Below are 15,055 nucleotides of genomic sequence, written 5' to 3' on the forward strand. Positions count from 1 at the left end.
CAGGATAGGGTTTGCCATGATAAATAACTATATGTATATGTTTGAGTGTGATTACGGCTCTCGCGTTAAAGAAAAAGATTTTTTGAAGGATATTTTGCGCACTTTTGAACCGAATTATGCTACATCGGTTGGGGCGGTGATTAATAATAATCCATATTGCTTGGAGTTCTCGATTCTCGTTAATATTCAAAATGACCCTGTTGGCTTTGAGTCGTGGCTGCGGGCGAAATATCCTGAAAAGTTACAGCGCCATAATGTATTTTTAAATGATGTGATTTTTTATAATGTAATCACCTTTCTAGAGGATGGGATGATTGATTTGGTTTTCACAAGTGAGCCAAATTCAATGTTTATATGGCCAGAGCGGGAGCTGTTAGAAATGATGAATCCTCAGTATAAAAAGATGAATCGAAATGAGTCGAAAGTATTTATCAGTCATTCATCCAAGGATAAGGAGCTAATCGTCGGGCCACTAAATGCATACCTACAGGCTGAGGATGTAGCTACGTGGTTGGATAGCTATGAAATCGACTATGGTGACAATATTTATTTGAAGGTGAATGAAGGTATTGAGAATGCCAAGGTTGGGGTTTTTATATTAACAAATAATTTTTTCGATAGCGCCAGTGGGTGGCCCCTAGCCGAGTTTTCAACGTTCTTTATGGACTTGATGAGAGCTAATAAAAAAGTATTGATGGTTAACGCTGGTGTGGATCAAGATAAAATTCATGCAATGATGAAAGCTTACAAATATTTAAACTGGGATGATGGTAAAGGCTTGCCCGAAATAGCAAATGCGATCAAAAGAAAGCTAATGTCGTAATTTACGTTCGACGGTACGCTATCAATCCCGTACCAATAATATTAGTACGGGATGCCCAGGAGTTGGTGCTAATGCTTATCGCGCCACAATCAACCTCCGTCCAGCCCACTCCGACACCTGAGTAACAACGGCATTTCCGCCACCGAAAGCCGCTGCAATGTTAGCCAGAGCCCTTCATCCTCAAACGTCGCTGTCGCTCAGCTATCTGAGACCATCCGTTCGGGTGAGCGACGAGAATGGGGCATGGCCCATTAAAAATGCAAATAAAGTATTGATTTGCGGGAGGCCAATCATGAGATACTAGTGGCCTTTTGTTATCTAGGGAGATTTATGGTGAAAGGGTCTGAAGCGCTAAGTATCGCAAGTTCAATCGCCACGCTGACCGGCGTTTCTTTTACTTGGCTTGCGACGATAGGTGGTTTTAAAAATGCAGGTGTTGTTGAAATTGGCTTTAAAAGCGTATCGGCTGTTATAGGTATTCTGCTTTCAATTGGCGTCCTATTTTTGGTGGTGAGGTTATTTTCGGGGCGCCTCGAAAATGCCAAGCCTGAACACTATGCATACTGCTGGACATTTGGACTGGCCATAAGCGTATTTTTCGCTGCGATGTTCATTGCTTTAATCTATGGCGGCGTTTTTTTCTTCTGGGATATACGTTATTAGGTTTTCTCGAGAAACTGATACTTTCTAATGAAAAATGTGCGGGTTCTTGTTATAGAATCCGCTTGTTTTTAACGATCAGCTCAAGCTGCGTCCTAGGTTTTTTTAGATAAAAAGTCGTGAAGCTTCGGCCTCGAAGGCCAGATGAGGTATCGAACTATCCCCCTAATACCAGCATCAGCTTCACTGAGTTGAGGCTCCCCCAGCCTACCGAGCATTGGCTTTCCAAAACAGCTCACGACGGAAGACCGCTGAGAGGTGCTGTGTAGGCTCTAGCTATGTGGATTCAGCTGGCTTCTCCCCGGAAGCGTTAGAGGGGCGCGTGCGGGCACCAGGCCTCTTTCACCACTGAGACTAAGCTTCCCTCTGACCCCAAAAATTCTTTCAAGGCAGGTTCCTCCCTGTTAGATGATGGGACGGTGAATTTAAATTAAAACTGATCGTTTCCGCAAGCCTCAGGTTCCATGGAGAAGTAGAAGCGCTGCGAGCGCCGAGCTGGATTTCGAGAAAGAATTAGCTCGTAGTTAGTAATACCTTTGCTACCCACTCCGCCACCTGCGTAACAACGGCATTTCCGGCACCGAAAGCCTCTGCAAGGTTGGCCGCATCCAGTCCGAGGCAAAACCCATCATCCTCAGCCGCTCGCTGCCGCTCAGCCATCTGATCCCATCCGTTCGCATGAGCGACGAGAGTGGTACAGCCCATAGCGATCTGAGAGGCGGCTCTGTCCGCGAGTAGAGTATTGGCAGCCCAGACATCCGCTGGGCGTGGCCAGTGCTGCGATTGAGACGCTGGAGGTATTGCGTCCACTGGCGCGGCGTCAGCCAGGAAGTCGAAGGGGGGCATGCGTCCAAAACCTGCGACCAGGAATATTCGACGACGTTGCTGGGGGACTCCGAAATATTGAGCATTAAGCACTCGCCAGAATCCCACATACCCGCAGCCCGCAAGGGCCCGGATGACTGTTTCAAAGTCGTGGCTATCGTTCACAGCGAGCAGGTTAACGACGTTCTCAAGCACCACCCAGCGAGGTTGTATTTCTTTGAGGATTCGTATGACTTCCCAAAACAATCCGCTGCGTTCGCCTCGTAGTCCTCGGGTGTCCCGATTACTTTCTCGGGTGCCGGCGATGCTGATGTCCTGGCAGGGGAATCCCGCTGTGAGGACGTCGACAGAGCAGAGGTTGTGGGCGCCGCAGTGGCGCACGTCTTCGAATTGCTGGGCGTGGGGAAATCGATCGGCAAGCACAGCCCGGTTGATGGGGTTGAGTTCAACTTGCCAGGCGCTGCGGTAACCTGCACCGCGTTGCCAGGGAGTTGCGGACCGAAACCGGGAATATCAGGGAACGTCACCGGGCCGCTCAGGGCGCCGGCATCATCAATCAAATAGGTAATCATGAAGGCCTCAGATCAATTTAATTCGAGCCGGGTAGGCGATGTTGCGTGGCCGGGTTTCTTCCTTTCCCACCGGTCCGATTAAAGGCGGGGATGTGTTGTAGGCCTCTACATGTTTGATATGAGCTGCAGAGGTTGAAGGGGCGGAAAGGAGCGCTACGCGGTCCCCCTTGCCGGAACCAATCGAGACAGGATGGGTGTGCCGCTCAAAAGTGTCGGGTGTCCATGAGCCGGCAATCCGACCAATAAGCTGCCACTCACCAGCGCCATCCGTCTGCGACATGTTGGAGACAACAATCTCTGAACTGTCGACCGAAACAACAGTGGTGCCATTTGGAAAGTCGCCACCCTCCAAAATCATCCCGATCTTCATGCGTGTGCGGCCAGTGATATTACTAATAGGTCATCACTCAACCCCCAATGTCAGTTCTACGCTCGTGCAATATGGCGCTTGGTACTTGGTGGCGACGATGTCTTCCCAGTTTTCCAGCACTACTTTGCGCACGCCCTCGACGTGCAGCGCGGCATGCACGATGGATTCGGAAACTTCCAGTGCCAGGCGCCGGCGCTGATGCACGAACTGGAGCAACTGGGCTTCGGCTGCTGCGAGAACCAATTCGGTCTCAGGGCCATTGCTCAACGGGTAGATCCGCGCCTTGATTTCGTAGTTGATGATCTCGGCGCCCTGGACGGTGAGGCGATCCGCGACGGGGCGGCGGTCGTCATCACTGAGGTAGGTTTTGACCTTGTCGAGCAGAGCCAGGGATGCTGTTCCATCGTCCAGCACAGATTGAACGGTGACCACGGCTTCGGCCGGCGCCGGGCTTTCGGCGGTGGCGTCGGCAACCTGACCGTCAGCGGAACGAGCATGGAAGATGTAGCTGTTGCGTGGGCCAGCGGTGCTGAGGCCTTCCCAGGCCATTTGCGCGCGCTCGCGCAGGCTGTCGTCGTTTTCCATCAGCTTTGGGAAGGGCGGCACGGCTGCCGGGTTTGCGGCTTGAATGACCAACCGTTTCACGTTGAAGTTGGCGGCGAGTTGTTCGAGGTCGGTGCCCTTGGCCAACGCCAGCATGTTGGCGACCGATGCCTCGTTGACCCGCTGGCGCCAAACGGTTTCGCGGCAGGCGTTTTCCTCGAGTAATTTGGTCAGTGGCTCCGACTCCATGTTGAGGCGTGCAGCGATCTCGGCTTGTTCCTCCACAGGCCAAAGGCTGACGGCGTAGGCCTTGCGCTCGGCAAGGATCTGCTTGTAGTCGATCTGTTTGACGATCTGCGGCGCCGGCAATTGGCCAAGGTCGATGGCGACAAAAGTATTCATGCGCTGCCCCCCAGTTGCAGAGGCACGTTCAGGCTCAGCGGCTGATTGTTGTCGACGATGGTGCCTTCGAATTCCAGCGACGACTGGCCCTGAAGGTTCGCGCCGATGAACTGGATACGGCTGAGGCTGATGCGGGTTTCCCAGCGCATCAGGGCCATGACCGTGGCGGCGTATACCTGCAAGCGGGTGAAGTCGTTGAACGGCTGATCCACCAGCTCGGGGAGCAGGCTGCCGTATTCGCGGCGCATGACGCGGGTGCCGATGCGAGTGGTCAGGATATCGGTGATGGACTGGGCGATGTGTTCGACCAGGCCGAGGGCTGCGCCGGTTTCTCGGTTCATTCCGGTTTCCCCGTTTTCGCGCCGCCGGCCATGACGCCGCCGTGCAGATGCTTCACCAGGCTAATGCCGGCCGCGATGACATCTTCGGACACGGTGACCTTACCTGTGACGTTCTGGTTGCCGGTCTGGGTGTAGTCGCCCTCATGGGTGATTGGGCCGACGATGTGAATGCCACCGGTGCTGATCAGGTTGGTGGTGCCGCCTTCGGCCAGCGTGGCGTTGAGGTGGTGGGCGACGCTGTCGTACTCGATGACGGTGTCGTCGCGGTAGGTCGTTCGGTGCAGGCCTTCGCGGTCGCCGTTGGCCGGCATGTCGTCACTGAACAGGCCGGTCAGGACGATGCCGTTGCCGAGTTGGCCGGATGGACTGAACAAGATGACTTGCTCGTCGATGGTTGGAGGATTCCACTCCCGGTCGGCACCGGCCCGGGGGGCGATCCATGGGAGCCAGCCGGTGGTGAGCGTTCCGGTTTTGATCTGCACGCGCGGCGGCTTCATCTGGACGGCAGCGATGGTGCCGAGGCGGATGAGGTTTTCGATCAGGCGGGCGAGGGTGGCTAAGTCGTTCATGGCGCTGATATTGGCGCCATGCGCATGAACGGACAGCTAGCCGACACTGTACGGTTAGCTCCTACAATTCGATGCCAGACCTGAGCTACGCATCCTTTCTGGATTCTGGTGGAATTTCATTTTCTCCATCATCGAGAAAGTGCAAGTTTGCGATTACATCGGGAATATGCAACCCGACACACACCAAGAAAGAAAATGCCTTGAGGCTGTTTATTTCGGTTCCGTAGTCGGAAACCTCTCCATGCATGACTTGGTGTCTGTTGAGTGCGCTAAACGATTTTCCCATTGCAAAACTTTCTGCCTCCCTGGTTGCCTTGCTCTTTAATATGTCAAGTTCGTGAAGGTTCAGTATTGGATGGAGTAGATCAGTTGCTTGTTGATTACTACCAATTTTAGTTTTTACCCATGTGCTACCTCTTACAACGCCATTTTTTTTGTCCATTGCTGAAGGAGTTTCTGCTATTTCTGAAAGCAAACCATCTGCTTGTGCGAGAAACACTGGGATGCTGACAAAGTAACCATTCTGCTCTTTGTTTTTGTGCGCCAGTACAGCAGCTTCAATTGCAGTTCGTCTCGCGGGATATTTCTCATAGAGTGATCTTGCGTACCAATTCATGTCTTTCGTGAAGTGAGCTTTCAAGATTTCGTCTAATTGCTCGCTGGTCGCGTTCTGAAGCCCTTCAATTATCTCGAAGGTGTCTTCCATTGAGTTCTGCATATTAAAGAACCACCCTTGGGCCGAGGCGGTTTGCATTGCATCACGTGAAAGCTTTGGCATGCTTTCAATTCTTGCTTTTACGGCTTGCCAATCAACCTTTGCAAGCTGCTCAAGAAATGGAATGATTTTCTTTTGTGCTTCTTCAATCCATTTTCTGATATCGGCCAGGCTACTGCTAATGGGTTGTTGACGAGGTGTGGCCGGTATTGTTTGCTGGTTTTCGGCTCCCTCTATATTTTCATCCTTGGGATCTTCGTTCATAACCTCTCCTGGTTTTCGTCTGAGTGCAGCGGATTCAATTATCCTTACGCGAATGGTAGGCCAATGGAGTCGGAGTCGAGCTTTTTTTAGCTGATGAGGTTCTTGAGCAAGTCATCCCGAATCAGATCAATATCTGCGTCAGTAAAACCGAGCAGTTCTCTTTTTTCGTATGCTACGTCGGGTCCGCCGCGTTCAGCCCGATCCCTCAATCCGTATTGATGCACCCTAGCTATGCGGGCGATTCGCCCGGTGAATCCGACACTGGTGGCGTTCCCGTCGGCTTGTACCTTCAGAAAGCTGGCCGTACGCAGCTTCTTAAACATCTTTACCTTCCGCATTACCCGACCCTGCTTACCTCGGAGATTGCGTTGCATACGCGGCGCGTATTTGGTGCCATCCGGGTTCTGTTGGGCAATGATTCGGTGTTGCTGGCTGCGGCGCAACGCCTGGCCAACGCTCCGCGCCAGCTTGTTGCGCGATGCTGGCTCAAGTTGTCCGAGCAATCCCGCCGCCCAGTTCTCAAGCGCTTCCAGGCGGTTGTTCATTTCGGCACTACCCATTCACTCCCGGTACCCTGCACACCAGGTATCCAGTTCGGATTAAGAAAGTCAGCCGCTCGTTGTGGTTCACCTGGATGGCGAATGGTGGTGTTGCCCTAGTCATCCTTGCCCACTACCACACGCTCAGTCAGCGGCAGCGTCAGGCTCATATCCACTTGGCTGTTGTCGAGAATGTCAGCCTCGAACTGGATGCCGTCAGCGGCCTTGCTCAGATTCTCCAGCAGCTCGGACTGGTGAACGCTCAACCAGCCCAACAACGGCAACATCACGCTATCGGGGTGCCCGGCGAAGTCGGTGAGTATGACCTGTAAGTCGAAGCTGTACTCGAACGACAGCGACTGCGCGGCGGTGCAGCGGATCTTGCCGTTGTCGATGAAGATCAACAGTCGGTCAGGGTTGTGCTTGAGTTCGGCCACCGTGGCGAGCAGGTGAGCTTTCAGGCTGTCGGGCTTGTTCATGGCTTAGCCTGTTGGTGTTGGTAAACCATATCGAACTGGCCTGCACAGTCTGCCCATGCAGCCTCGACGCGATCCTGATCGGTGAGTTGATCGCCGTTACTGCGCGGGCTGGTCGCCGGCAGCGTGCACGGCACCACGGCCGGACAGCCATTAATGATAAGCGTCGGCGCCGGTGAGGGCGGGGCGTTCGCGCAGCCGGCGAGCAGCATCAGGCAAAAGCTGTGCAGCCCAATTGCGTAGATCGGCGTTTTCACGTTTCAGAGCCTCGATGGTGAGTTCGCGCTTTGCCAGCCCTTGGCGCAGATGGTCCTGTTGCGTGCGCAGGGTGGTCTGGGCGTTGCGTTTCTGTTGCAAGGTGTCGCGCAACGCGGGCGGTTCAGTCCCATAGGTTCACCATCTGCCGTTGCGAGGCGGCGGCTTGGGCTTCGGGCATTTACACCAGAAGGCCTTGCGGCAAGGTCGGGCCGTGGTCGGCGAGTCCGGGGTTGGCGTCGAGTACTGCTTCGGTCACGCCGGCGGTGCGGCCGTAGTGACGCCAGCACAGGGCATCGACGGTATCGTTTTGCTGGGCGCGGATGCTGACGGCCATCAGATCAACTCCACGGTGGTGCGGCCGAGGCCGAGAAAGTCGCGCACGGCCCAGCGTTGGTCGCGGCGCAATTCGTCGATGCTCGGGGTCAGTTCTTCGGCATTCTGGTTGCCGCTGTTGGTGCTGTCATACCGGGCGGCAAATTCCGCATCCTCGAACGCCACCAATTCCGGGGCATGGACTTCGCCGCGCAGGCTGCATTCATCAAGAGCGTCTGCGATCGCTACTGGGTGACCTACATCGGCACTGACGTGACCGGTTTGGGCAGCGGCGTGGCCCAGCTGGTGCGCCAGTTCTTCCCGGCGGTGACCACCTTCAGCTACTCGCCCGAAGTCAAAACCCGCCTGGTACTCAAGGCCTACGACGTAATCCACAAGGGCCGGCTCGAATTCGATGCCGGTTGGACGGACATGGCCCAGTCGCTGATGGCGATCCGCAAAACCGTCACCGCCGGCGGACGCCAGTACACCTACACCGCCGGCCGCAACGACAACACCGGCCACGCCGACCTGGCCTGGGCGCTCTTTCACGCATTGCACCACGAACCGCTTGAGGGGCAGACCACTGCCTATACTGGGCGTATGGAGATTTATTGTTGATCGAACAAATGGCCAGCCAGACGTTGCCCGCCACGCCCCCCGCCACTGGCGCGGGTACTCAGGTGTTTTCTTTCGGCGAGCCTACGCCGGTACTGGGTGGCCGGGAGGTGTTCGACTATCTGGAGTGCTGGTTCAACGGGCGGTGGTATGAACCGCCGCTTTCGCTGGATGGGCTGGCTCGATCGGTGGGGGCGAGCGTGCATTTGCATTCGGGGTTGATGTTCAAGCGCAACCTGTTGAGCAAGACGTTTATCCCGCATCCGCTGCTGGCGCGGGCTTCGTTTGAGCAGTTTTCGTTGGACTTTTTGTGTCTGGGCAATGGTTACCTGGAAGGGCGCCGCTCGCGTTTGGGTGGGGTTCGGAAGCTGGAGACGCCGTTGGCCAAGTACATGCGCGCCGGGCCAGATGGGCAGTTTTACCAAGTGCGTGGGTGGAAGGATGAGCACGCGTTTGAGCCTGACAGCATTTTTCATTTGCGGGAGGCAGATATCCACTAGGAGATTTACGGGTTGCCGGAGTGGATCAGCGCTTTGCAGTCGGCGTTGTTGAATGAGTCGGCGACGTTGTTTCGGCGCAAGTATTACGAGAATGGCAGTCATGCCGGGTTCATCTTGTACATGACTGACGCGGCGCAGACCGAAGCGGACATTGATGCGTTGCGCAAAGCACTGAAGGAATCGAAGGGGCCAGGCAATTTCCGAAATCTGTTCGTTTACTCGCCGACTGGCAAGAAGGACGGGATTCAGCTGATCCCGGTCAGCGAGGTGGCGGCGAAGGATGAATTCAACTCAATCAAGAATCAGACGCGGGATGATGTGTTGGCGAGCCTGCGCATTCCACCGCAGTTAATGGGGATCGTTCCGCAGAACGCTGGTGGGTTTGGGTCGATCAAAGAGGCAACCGAGATCTGGGTTGCCAATGAGTTGGAGCCAATCCAGGCGAGAATGGTGCAAGTTAATGAATGGATAGGCGAAGAAGTGATTCGGTTTACGATGTAAACCTGTCCAACGGTTTGATCTGGGGGTGTAGTCTTGCACCCCCATGAGTCAAGTCTCTCAAATATGATGGTGACTATTGTTTTCAAAGTACTCAAGCAACCACTCATATCTCTCTTCTAATATTTTGTTTTTTGCTGATTTGTGTAGTTCATGTTGTGATCTGGCGAATTCTCTTCCAGCAATAAATAAACTTTGGCTTTCTTGTTGTAGTATGGCTGATTTGAAGTTTTCTCCTAGGTAGTCTACGACGTAGTAGTCGTCCTTGTCTTTTGTCAGCAGACTTAAACACATTTTGGCTAGATTCTTACTGTGTATTAAAAGTTTGTCGTCTGTGATGGGTTCTCTTTCGTGTGCCATTAAATAGCTCACAGTTATTGGGCCGACTACTATGCGAGGGTACTTGGCGATGGTGCTTTCTAAGTGGTAGCTATTTGCAACAACGGCGCCGTATAGTTCGTTATCATGTAGTTCAATTCCCCAAGATATTTCCATTGCGCCTCGAATTGGGGTGCCTACAGCAAGGCTGTTCACACAAAGCGCTCCTGCTAGCGCGATCATTTCGTAAACCGCGTTCATTGGACAGTTACTATCTGTAGCTTGTAATGAATGGAAAAAAACTAGGCCGTCGGACCAGCGCTGCTGCTTTGGAAAGTCTGAAGACATGGCACGATATAATGCAACATTTTCTGGAGATAGTGAGCTGAGATCGGGTGGTGTGGATGATGAGCGATCTCTGAAAATTTCAGCAAAACGCTGAAGACTGATAATGGGGGCTACTGAGTTTGCGACTATTTTAAGAAAATCATCTCTGTCTGTGCCTGGCGCCTCCGAAGGTAGTAAATTCTGCCCTTCAAGTGCTTTTTTTTGCCCTAAAAGATCAATAAAACAAGCGCAGTAGTTTGCGAAAATAAAGTCAGGGTTCTGAGGCTGTGCCATTGTTTATATACCGTGATGGTAATTTGATGCCGTAGATTAACGCTTTTGTATGGTTTTTGCTCTTCATCGGTAGCTATGAGGTCGCATTGCTGCTGTGAAGGATGCTTAGCCACTAGACCCTACGTCTTCATAAGCCGCCGATGAGGTGGCTTTTTTTCGCACGCAGAACGGCACCGTAGGGTGTGGAGATATTACGGGCGTAGCAGCTTGATAACTTGGCGCGCGCCGTCGTCCCCCCACCTCGCCTGCGGGCTAAATGGGTCTTTTTTTCCGCACCCCTGCGATCCGCTGAGCGGAGCCACGGCTGGGCTTTGTGATGGTCAGTGAATGAGACAAAAAGCCTGCGAATCCCTGCGAAGGGTAGGGCACCCGATGCGTTTTCCCTGGGTCGTTTGTTCGTCAGACATGACGCACCGTCAGGCGCTGATTTTTCAGGAGCGGAGTCGGAAAAAAGTAATGTGGTAATTCGGATATTGGTAGACCGCTGAAAGCCCCGTATTCATTAGCTTTGCTGGATTACTTAAGAAAGTAATTTTGAGCAATGAAAAAGGGAATGTGAGCGTAAGTGACTGATTTATAAGGGGTGAATAAATAGAAAAATTACTTCTTTAAAAGGTAATTACCTTACCTCTACATTACTTAAAAAATACCTTGTGCCGATCCCGCGAAAGCCGGTTAAATCAAGGCTCTCAGGCCGGTCAGTTGATTAAGTTACCGAAATTACCTTTTTCCGATGCCGCTCCCGAAAAAACGGATATCCCTCTATGGCCCTTTGCGTATTCGACCGCCGCTCAAACCCATGGGACTGCCGTGGGAACGTTTGCGCGCTAACTATCGCGATGAAACCCTTATAAAACGGGGCCAGGCTTCGCGAAAATCGCATACGAGCGGTTTCGAATCTCTCCTTCACCGCCACATTCAGTACACAAAACCCCTGATTTCGAAAGAAGTCAGGGGTTTTGTGGTTTCTGGCGTCTGGATTTTATTGGCTGCGCAGTGATGTCTGCTGTGACCGATTACAATCGCGGGCTTATTTTTCAGTAAAGGGACGACATGCCATGATCATTTCCACCACTCACGCGATTGAAGGCCGTCAGATCACTGCGTACCTGGACATCGTCAGCGCGGAATCGGTGCAGGGCGTCAATGTGATTCGCGATATGTTCGCCGGTATGCGCGACTTTTTCGGTGGCCGTTCGCAGACCCTGGAGCGGGCTTTAAAGGAAGCTCGCGTTCAGGCGACGGAAGAACTCCGCGAGCGAGCCCAGGCTCTGCAGGCAGATGCGGTGGTCGGAGTGGATTTCGAGATAAGCATGCCTGGCGGCAAAGGCGGAATGGTTGTGGTATTTGCGACCGGCACGGCGGTGAAGTTGCGCTGATTTGCTATCAGGCCTGTGAGCCCATTCAGAATCGAATGGGCTGTTTTGGTTGGCGCTCAGCCCTGCGGCTTGAGGATCACCAGCCCTTTATTGTCATAGGTCAGCGGTGTGTCGATAGCGACAAGCGCAGGCGTGTCGGAGGGTTGCCCCGGCTGCACCGGCTGGCTCGGATGGTAAATGACGCCAGGCTGTAGAACCGGCGTATCCGGACCTGGTTGTTTGATGGTTATTTCACCGGAAGCGATCTTGTCCTTGAGTTTTTCCGCCCCGGCTTTGCCGGCTGCGATTTGTTCGTCCGTGAGCTTTACGACGGGCAGGTTTGAAAATCCGTTGATTTGCATGTTCTCTCCTTGAGATTCATTTGTGTGAAAAAGGGCAACGGCCTGTCGGTGGAATTCTTTAGCCCTGTGGGATCAATGGCCCATGTCCGTGTTTAATTTTCCTAGGCCATTCGTCGGGCATCAGCGGATCTGAATAACAAGTCCAGGAATGACCGACTAGTCTCAAAAGCCTGGGAGGTCGATATTTTTCAGGCAGAAAGGTTTTGCCGGTGTCGACCTGTGGCGAAGAGGCGAAGGTATGACTGATCCGTATATCGAAGACGATGGCGCTGAATTTTCCTTCAACAATTGCGTGCGGTGCGGCCAGACCGAATACCAGGCAGGCTTTGGTGAGGATCCAGTGCTGACCGGCAAGATCAAATCGACGCCACCGAAGGGACCGAAAGCGAAATTTCTGCCCAAGGTTACCGTGAGAGCCAGAAAGTAAGCATTTGGCGAACAACCCCGTCTTTGAGCGGGGTTTTTTGTGTCTGACGAATGGATTGGGAAGCGTCCTACAGGTGATCGAGCTGTTGCTGGTTTTTTTTCACAAACTTTTCACGTCGGGCAAAGTAGGGTGAAGCCATCCGTTAGAAAGCAAGTCTCCAGCCCGTCTCCCCAGCGGGCTTTTTTTTGCCTGTCATAAAACCTTTCGCAGAATCGCTGTCCAATCGGCGCCGAGTGCGCGCGAGCCTGTGCTTGCGTCTGGACTTTTGTGCGCCGAGCGCATTAAATCCCAGCCCATTTTGTCATCCCATTTTTTGAGGTTTTTGTCATGCGTTTAACTCTGCCTGCTCTGGTTCTAGGGCTTCTGGTTGCTCAAGGTGCATTGGCTGCCGGCGATGGCACGGCTGCGCTGGGCGGTGGCCTGGGTGGCGCGTTGGGTAATGTGCTCGGTCAGAAAATGGGCGGCAGCACCGGTGCCGCAGTGGGTGCCGGCGTCGCGGGCGCGGCGGGCAGCGCACTGGCGGCGCGCAAGGGAAGCCGTACCAAAGCGGCCATCGGCGGTGGTGTCGGTGCGGCGGGCGGTTCGGTGATTGGCAACAGCCTCGGCGGCAAGACCGGCGCGACCATTGGTGCTGGCCTCGGCGGTGCAGCCGGCGGCGCAGTCGGCAGCAACCTGTCCAAAGGCCACAAGCGTCACTGAGACTGATCGTCTCGCAGAAACAGCCCGGCTCGATGCCGGGCTTTTTCGTTGCTGAACGTTTTTCCCAAAGGTGCCTCCAATCTCACATAGGCCCTTGTTTGGGCGGACTGTCCCGATTCGGGAACTGTGAGGTTCATATGCGATTGTCATTATCTGCACTGTTTTTCGGATTGCTGGTGGCGCAAGGCGCAATGGCTGCCGGAGATGGCTCGGCAGCCGTCGGAGGTGGACTCGGCGGCGTGCTGGGCAACGTGGTCGGCGGACAGTTGGGCGGTAGCACCGGCGCGGCGGTCGGTGCCGGGGTGGGTGGCGCGGCTGGCAGTGCGGTCGGGGCGAATAAACATAATCGCACCGAAGCCGCCATTGGCGGTGGCCTCGGCGCCGCAGGTGGCTCAGTGGTCGGCAATAGCTTGGGCGGATCAACCGGTTCGGCGGTCGGCGCAGGATTGGGCGGCGCGGCGGGTGGTGCGGTCGGCAATAACCTGGGTGACGATGGCGGATCTCATTCGGGCGGCCACAAACACAAGAACAAACACAAGAACCGCCATCATTGATAAGTGGTTCAGCAGAAACCCGGCCTCGTGCCGGGTTTTTCGTTTTTGCCGGTCAGACTCAGGAACGATTGGCCGTAGGACTTTTCGAACTTCATACACTCCCCCGAAATGATGAGGTATGCCATGACTCCCGAAACCGAAGGCAAGGAAGAAAAAGGCCCGAGTGGGCTGCCGTTTATCAATGATCCGGGGAATGAGGATCCGGGGTCGTTGATGGATGATGCGACGGTGCCGTTGAATGATTCGGATGAGGCGGATATGGAGTATGAAGAGGATGAGGATGAGCAGTGAGCTACTGTCGAGCCGAACGTGCTGACAACATGAATATCGTATATTTAGGGCCTGTTTCCGCAGGCCCTTTCGGTAAACGGTTCGTTTGAAGATGAGGGCAGACTCGTTCAATGATTTTCAGACGAATCATTAAATTAAGATTTTAACCAGTTTAGGAAAAAATCTTTTTGTTCCTCCGGGCAGTTCGTCAGATTTTCATTGTCGTAATCAAAAATGAATACTAAATCTTCCATTGAAGCTTCCAGTCCCGGCGTTAGTTCATAGGCCTTTAGGCCCAGAGACATTTGCGAAGACATGCTTGATGGGTGGACGTTTATTTTTGAGCCTTTGCAGAAAAAAGTTATGTGGGAGTTGTCTTTTCGTAATAGGCCAAAGCATTTATAGAAGTTTTTATCTATGTACGTTTTTGGCGGTTGATTGTCGAGTTTAAGAGTTATGGATATTGCCTCGTTATCGCAAAGCAGCTCGATCTGCCGAGATGTATTTTCTATACCAACAGTGATTTTGAATTTAGAGATCATTTATCGATTTTCCTATAGGGGTTGGGAAGTGAATAGCCAAGTTCTCTGCCGTCGTCAATGATGATGGTAGCGCCTAGGATGTCTTCATTTTTTATCTGCCTAGGTATGGCGATTTCCTGTTCTTTACCGAATTTATAATTCGAACCTAGCTCCTTCTTAAGGTCGCGGCCAGGAACTTTTTTTAGTGTGTAAAGAAATCCGGTTTTTGTGAAGAAGCCGGTAGCAAACTCTTTTCCTACATCTCGGGACGGTGATGTGCTAATAAATCCGCTTGGAGGGTCATCGCTGTCGATTGAGTGAAGTAGTAAATCGTTACTTTCTCCCTTGCTTTTAAAACCGTTAACAAAGATATCTGACGGATCTCTTTCATCTCCACGGTATAGGTATTCTTGTTTGTTTTTCGGGGCAGGGCGCTGAGGTTGACCTTCATTTACCTTCCCAGCACCTACATCACCCGGCACCTCACACCCCGGCCTGTTCGGCGGCGGGCAGTTGGAACTCAACCCCAACGGATCCACCCACCCCGTCGGATTCGGCACGTACTGGTACTGATTCAACCCACCGGCCAACTTGATGGGATCCGGCGTCAGATACCTTCCCAACCGCGGGTCGTAATACC

At 53.3% G+C, this 15,055-nt stretch carries 20 protein-coding genes and 5 pseudogenes; 9 read left to right on the plus strand and 16 right to left on the minus strand.

Features of this window, described 5'->3' with window-relative positions:
• Window positions 1-16: 16 nt before the first annotated feature.
• Together AK821_RS19870 and AK821_RS19875 are read left to right on the plus strand one after the other, a co-directional pair.
• Entirely contained in the window at window positions 17-823 is an 807-nt protein-coding gene (locus tag AK821_RS19870; RefSeq protein ID WP_064391224.1) for a toll/interleukin-1 receptor domain-containing protein, read from the plus strand.
• Between the two features lie 333 nt (window positions 824-1,156).
• Window positions 1,157-1,486 carry a hypothetical protein gene (locus tag AK821_RS19875; protein WP_152974184.1) on the plus strand — a complete coding sequence of 110 codons (330 nt, stop codon included), beginning with the start codon at window positions 1,157-1,159 and terminating at the stop codon, window positions 1,484-1,486.
• 510 nt (window positions 1,487-1,996) lie between these two features.
• On the opposite strand, the gene AK821_RS29595 is transcribed toward AK821_RS19875, so the two are convergent.
• The 12 genes and pseudogenes from AK821_RS29595 to AK821_RS30500 form a co-directional block, all read right to left on the minus strand.
• Window positions 1,997-2,731, minus strand: coding sequence for a DNA cytosine methyltransferase (locus AK821_RS29595; RefSeq protein ID WP_236708328.1), 735 nt, complete (start codon window positions 2,729-2,731; stop codon window positions 1,997-1,999).
• A gap of 156 nt (window positions 2,732-2,887) precedes the next feature.
• Window positions 2,888-3,250: a hypothetical protein gene (locus AK821_RS19885; protein ID WP_152974185.1), complete on the minus strand. Its 363-nt coding sequence runs from the start codon at window positions 3,248-3,250 to the stop codon at window positions 2,888-2,890.
• Between the two features lie 33 nt (window positions 3,251-3,283).
• Complete coding sequence (locus AK821_RS19890; RefSeq protein WP_064391227.1) at window positions 3,284-4,195, minus strand: baseplate J/gp47 family protein; 912 nt, start codon at window positions 4,193-4,195, stop codon at window positions 3,284-3,286.
• Window positions 4,192-4,536, minus strand: coding sequence for a GPW/gp25 family protein (locus tag AK821_RS19895; RefSeq protein WP_064391228.1), 345 nt, complete (start codon window positions 4,534-4,536; stop codon window positions 4,192-4,194). Before AK821_RS19895 ends, AK821_RS19890 begins: the two co-directional genes overlap by 4 nt.
• On the minus strand, window positions 4,533-5,105 hold the full coding sequence (locus AK821_RS19900) for a phage baseplate assembly protein V (protein WP_064391229.1): 573 nt from the start codon (window positions 5,103-5,105) through the stop codon (window positions 4,533-4,535). The genes AK821_RS19895 and AK821_RS19900 overlap by 4 nt, the downstream gene beginning before the upstream one ends.
• Before the next feature lie 85 nt (window positions 5,106-5,190).
• Complete coding sequence (locus AK821_RS19905; protein ID WP_064391230.1) at window positions 5,191-6,084, minus strand: hypothetical protein; 894 nt, start codon at window positions 6,082-6,084, stop codon at window positions 5,191-5,193.
• A gap of 86 nt (window positions 6,085-6,170) precedes the next feature.
• Window positions 6,171-6,629 (minus strand): phage virion morphogenesis protein, encoded by a 459-nt coding sequence (locus AK821_RS19910; protein WP_064391231.1) that lies wholly within the window; start codon window positions 6,627-6,629, stop codon window positions 6,171-6,173.
• Window positions 6,626-7,102 (minus strand): annotated as a pseudogene (locus AK821_RS19915) (phage tail protein). The gene AK821_RS19910 and the pseudogene AK821_RS19915 overlap by 4 nt, the downstream one beginning before the upstream one ends.
• Window positions 7,099-7,311 (minus strand): Rz1-like lysis system protein LysC, encoded by a 213-nt coding sequence (gene lysC, locus AK821_RS31090; protein WP_236708329.1) that lies wholly within the window; start codon window positions 7,309-7,311, stop codon window positions 7,099-7,101. Before lysC ends, AK821_RS19915 begins: the two are co-directional and overlap by 4 nt.
• Window positions 7,253-7,459: pseudogene (locus AK821_RS19925) on the minus strand (Rz-like lysis system protein LysB); the annotation flags it as partial. The gene lysC and the pseudogene AK821_RS19925, both read right to left, overlap by 59 nt.
• Before the next feature lie 79 nt (window positions 7,460-7,538).
• Window positions 7,539-7,691, minus strand: a pseudogene (locus tag AK821_RS19930) (tail protein X); the annotation flags it as partial.
• The gene (locus AK821_RS30500; protein ID WP_442965592.1) at window positions 7,691-7,855 is read right to left on the minus strand and encodes a head completion/stabilization protein; all 165 of its coding nucleotides are present in this window, start codon (window positions 7,853-7,855) and stop codon (window positions 7,691-7,693) included. The gene AK821_RS30500 and the pseudogene AK821_RS19930, both read right to left, overlap by 1 nt.
• Here AK821_RS30500 and AK821_RS30505 point away from each other — a divergent pair.
• Window positions 7,820-8,290, plus strand: a pseudogene (locus AK821_RS30505) (phage terminase large subunit family protein); the annotation flags it as partial. The gene AK821_RS30500 and the pseudogene AK821_RS30505 sit on opposite strands and share 36 nt — an antisense overlap.
• An 8-nt stretch (window positions 8,291-8,298) precedes the next feature.
• Window positions 8,299-9,288, plus strand: a pseudogene (locus AK821_RS19940) (phage portal protein).
• A gap of 57 nt (window positions 9,289-9,345) precedes the next feature.
• Here the strand turns inward: AK821_RS19940 and AK821_RS30510 are convergent.
• On the minus strand, window positions 9,346-10,224 hold the full coding sequence (locus AK821_RS30510; RefSeq protein ID WP_152974186.1) for a hypothetical protein: 879 nt from the start codon (window positions 10,222-10,224) through the stop codon (window positions 9,346-9,348).
• A gap of 1,058 nt (window positions 10,225-11,282) precedes the next feature.
• Between AK821_RS30510 and AK821_RS19950 the strand changes: the two genes are divergently transcribed.
• On the plus strand, window positions 11,283-11,603 hold the full coding sequence (locus AK821_RS19950; protein ID WP_064391236.1) for a YbjQ family protein: 321 nt from the start codon (window positions 11,283-11,285) through the stop codon (window positions 11,601-11,603).
• Window positions 11,604-11,659: 56 nt separating this feature from the next.
• On the opposite strand, the gene AK821_RS19955 is transcribed toward AK821_RS19950, so the two are convergent.
• The gene (locus AK821_RS19955; RefSeq protein WP_064391237.1) at window positions 11,660-11,944 is read right to left on the minus strand and encodes a hypothetical protein; all 285 of its coding nucleotides are present in this window, start codon (window positions 11,942-11,944) and stop codon (window positions 11,660-11,662) included.
• A gap of 238 nt (window positions 11,945-12,182) precedes the next feature.
• Between AK821_RS19955 and AK821_RS19960 the strand changes: the two genes are divergently transcribed.
• From AK821_RS19960 to AK821_RS30945, 4 genes are all read left to right on the plus strand, one after another.
• Window positions 12,183-12,371 carry a hypothetical protein gene (locus tag AK821_RS19960; RefSeq protein WP_064391238.1) on the plus strand — a complete coding sequence of 63 codons (189 nt, stop codon included), beginning with the start codon at window positions 12,183-12,185 and terminating at the stop codon, window positions 12,369-12,371.
• Between the two features lie 327 nt (window positions 12,372-12,698).
• The gene (locus AK821_RS19965; protein ID WP_064391239.1) at window positions 12,699-13,070 is read left to right on the plus strand and encodes a glycine zipper domain-containing protein; all 372 of its coding nucleotides are present in this window, start codon (window positions 12,699-12,701) and stop codon (window positions 13,068-13,070) included.
• 137 nt (window positions 13,071-13,207) lie between these two features.
• Window positions 13,208-13,624 (plus strand): YMGG-like glycine zipper-containing protein, encoded by a 417-nt coding sequence (locus AK821_RS19970; protein WP_064391240.1) that lies wholly within the window; start codon window positions 13,208-13,210, stop codon window positions 13,622-13,624.
• Window positions 13,625-13,747: 123 nt separating this feature from the next.
• The gene (locus AK821_RS30945) at window positions 13,748-13,915 is read left to right on the plus strand and encodes a hypothetical protein (protein WP_163005296.1); all 168 of its coding nucleotides are present in this window, start codon (window positions 13,748-13,750) and stop codon (window positions 13,913-13,915) included.
• A gap of 134 nt (window positions 13,916-14,049) precedes the next feature.
• On the opposite strand, the gene AK821_RS19975 is transcribed toward AK821_RS30945, so the two are convergent.
• Together AK821_RS19975 and AK821_RS19980 are read right to left on the minus strand one after the other, a co-directional pair.
• Complete coding sequence (locus tag AK821_RS19975; RefSeq protein WP_064391241.1) at window positions 14,050-14,436, minus strand: hypothetical protein; 387 nt, start codon at window positions 14,434-14,436, stop codon at window positions 14,050-14,052.
• A partial coding sequence (locus tag AK821_RS19980; RefSeq protein ID WP_330219039.1) for an RHS repeat-associated core domain-containing protein occupies window positions 14,433-15,055 on the minus strand: 623 nt, incomplete at its 5' end. The genes AK821_RS19980 and AK821_RS19975, both read right to left, overlap by 4 nt.

Source organism: Pseudomonas sp. RIT-PI-r, from assembly GCF_001297015.1.
Taxonomy (GTDB): Bacteria; Pseudomonadota; Gammaproteobacteria; order Pseudomonadales; family Pseudomonadaceae; genus Aquipseudomonas.

Excerpts from the sequence above, each read along its gene's own strand:
- AK821_RS19870 (WP_064391224.1), top strand. The coding sequence starts at position 17 with ATGATAAATAACTATATGTATATGTTTGAGTGTGATTACGGCTCTCGC.
- AK821_RS19885 (WP_152974185.1), bottom strand. The coding sequence starts at position 3,250 with ATGAAGATCGGGATGATTTTGGAGGGTGGCGACTTTCCAAATGGCACC.
- AK821_RS19890 (WP_064391227.1), bottom strand. The coding sequence starts at position 4,195 with ATGAATACTTTTGTCGCCATCGACCTTGGCCAATTGCCGGCGCCGCAG.
- AK821_RS19895 (WP_064391228.1), bottom strand. The coding sequence starts at position 4,536 with ATGAACCGAGAAACCGGCGCAGCCCTCGGCCTGGTCGAACACATCGCC.
- AK821_RS19900 (WP_064391229.1), bottom strand. The coding sequence starts at position 5,105 with ATGAACGACTTAGCCACCCTCGCCCGCCTGATCGAAAACCTCATCCGC.
- AK821_RS19905 (WP_064391230.1), bottom strand. The coding sequence starts at position 6,084 with ATGAACGAAGATCCCAAGGATGAAAATATAGAGGGAGCCGAAAACCAG.
- AK821_RS19910 (WP_064391231.1), bottom strand. The coding sequence starts at position 6,629 with ATGAACAACCGCCTGGAAGCGCTTGAGAACTGGGCGGCGGGATTGCTC.
- lysC (WP_236708329.1), bottom strand. The coding sequence starts at position 7,311 with ATGCTGCTCGCCGGCTGCGCGAACGCCCCGCCCTCACCGGCGCCGACG.
- AK821_RS30510 (WP_152974186.1), bottom strand. The coding sequence starts at position 10,224 with ATGGCACAGCCTCAGAACCCTGACTTTATTTTCGCAAACTACTGCGCT.
- AK821_RS19950 (WP_064391236.1), top strand. The coding sequence starts at position 11,283 with ATGATCATTTCCACCACTCACGCGATTGAAGGCCGTCAGATCACTGCG.
- AK821_RS19955 (WP_064391237.1), bottom strand. The coding sequence starts at position 11,944 with ATGCAAATCAACGGATTTTCAAACCTGCCCGTCGTAAAGCTCACGGAC.
- AK821_RS19960 (WP_064391238.1), top strand. The coding sequence starts at position 12,183 with ATGACTGATCCGTATATCGAAGACGATGGCGCTGAATTTTCCTTCAAC.
- AK821_RS19965 (WP_064391239.1), top strand. The coding sequence starts at position 12,699 with ATGCGTTTAACTCTGCCTGCTCTGGTTCTAGGGCTTCTGGTTGCTCAA.
- AK821_RS19970 (WP_064391240.1), top strand. The coding sequence starts at position 13,208 with ATGCGATTGTCATTATCTGCACTGTTTTTCGGATTGCTGGTGGCGCAA.
- AK821_RS30945 (WP_163005296.1), top strand. The coding sequence starts at position 13,748 with ATGACTCCCGAAACCGAAGGCAAGGAAGAAAAAGGCCCGAGTGGGCTG.
- AK821_RS19975 (WP_064391241.1), bottom strand. The coding sequence starts at position 14,436 with ATGATCTCTAAATTCAAAATCACTGTTGGTATAGAAAATACATCTCGG.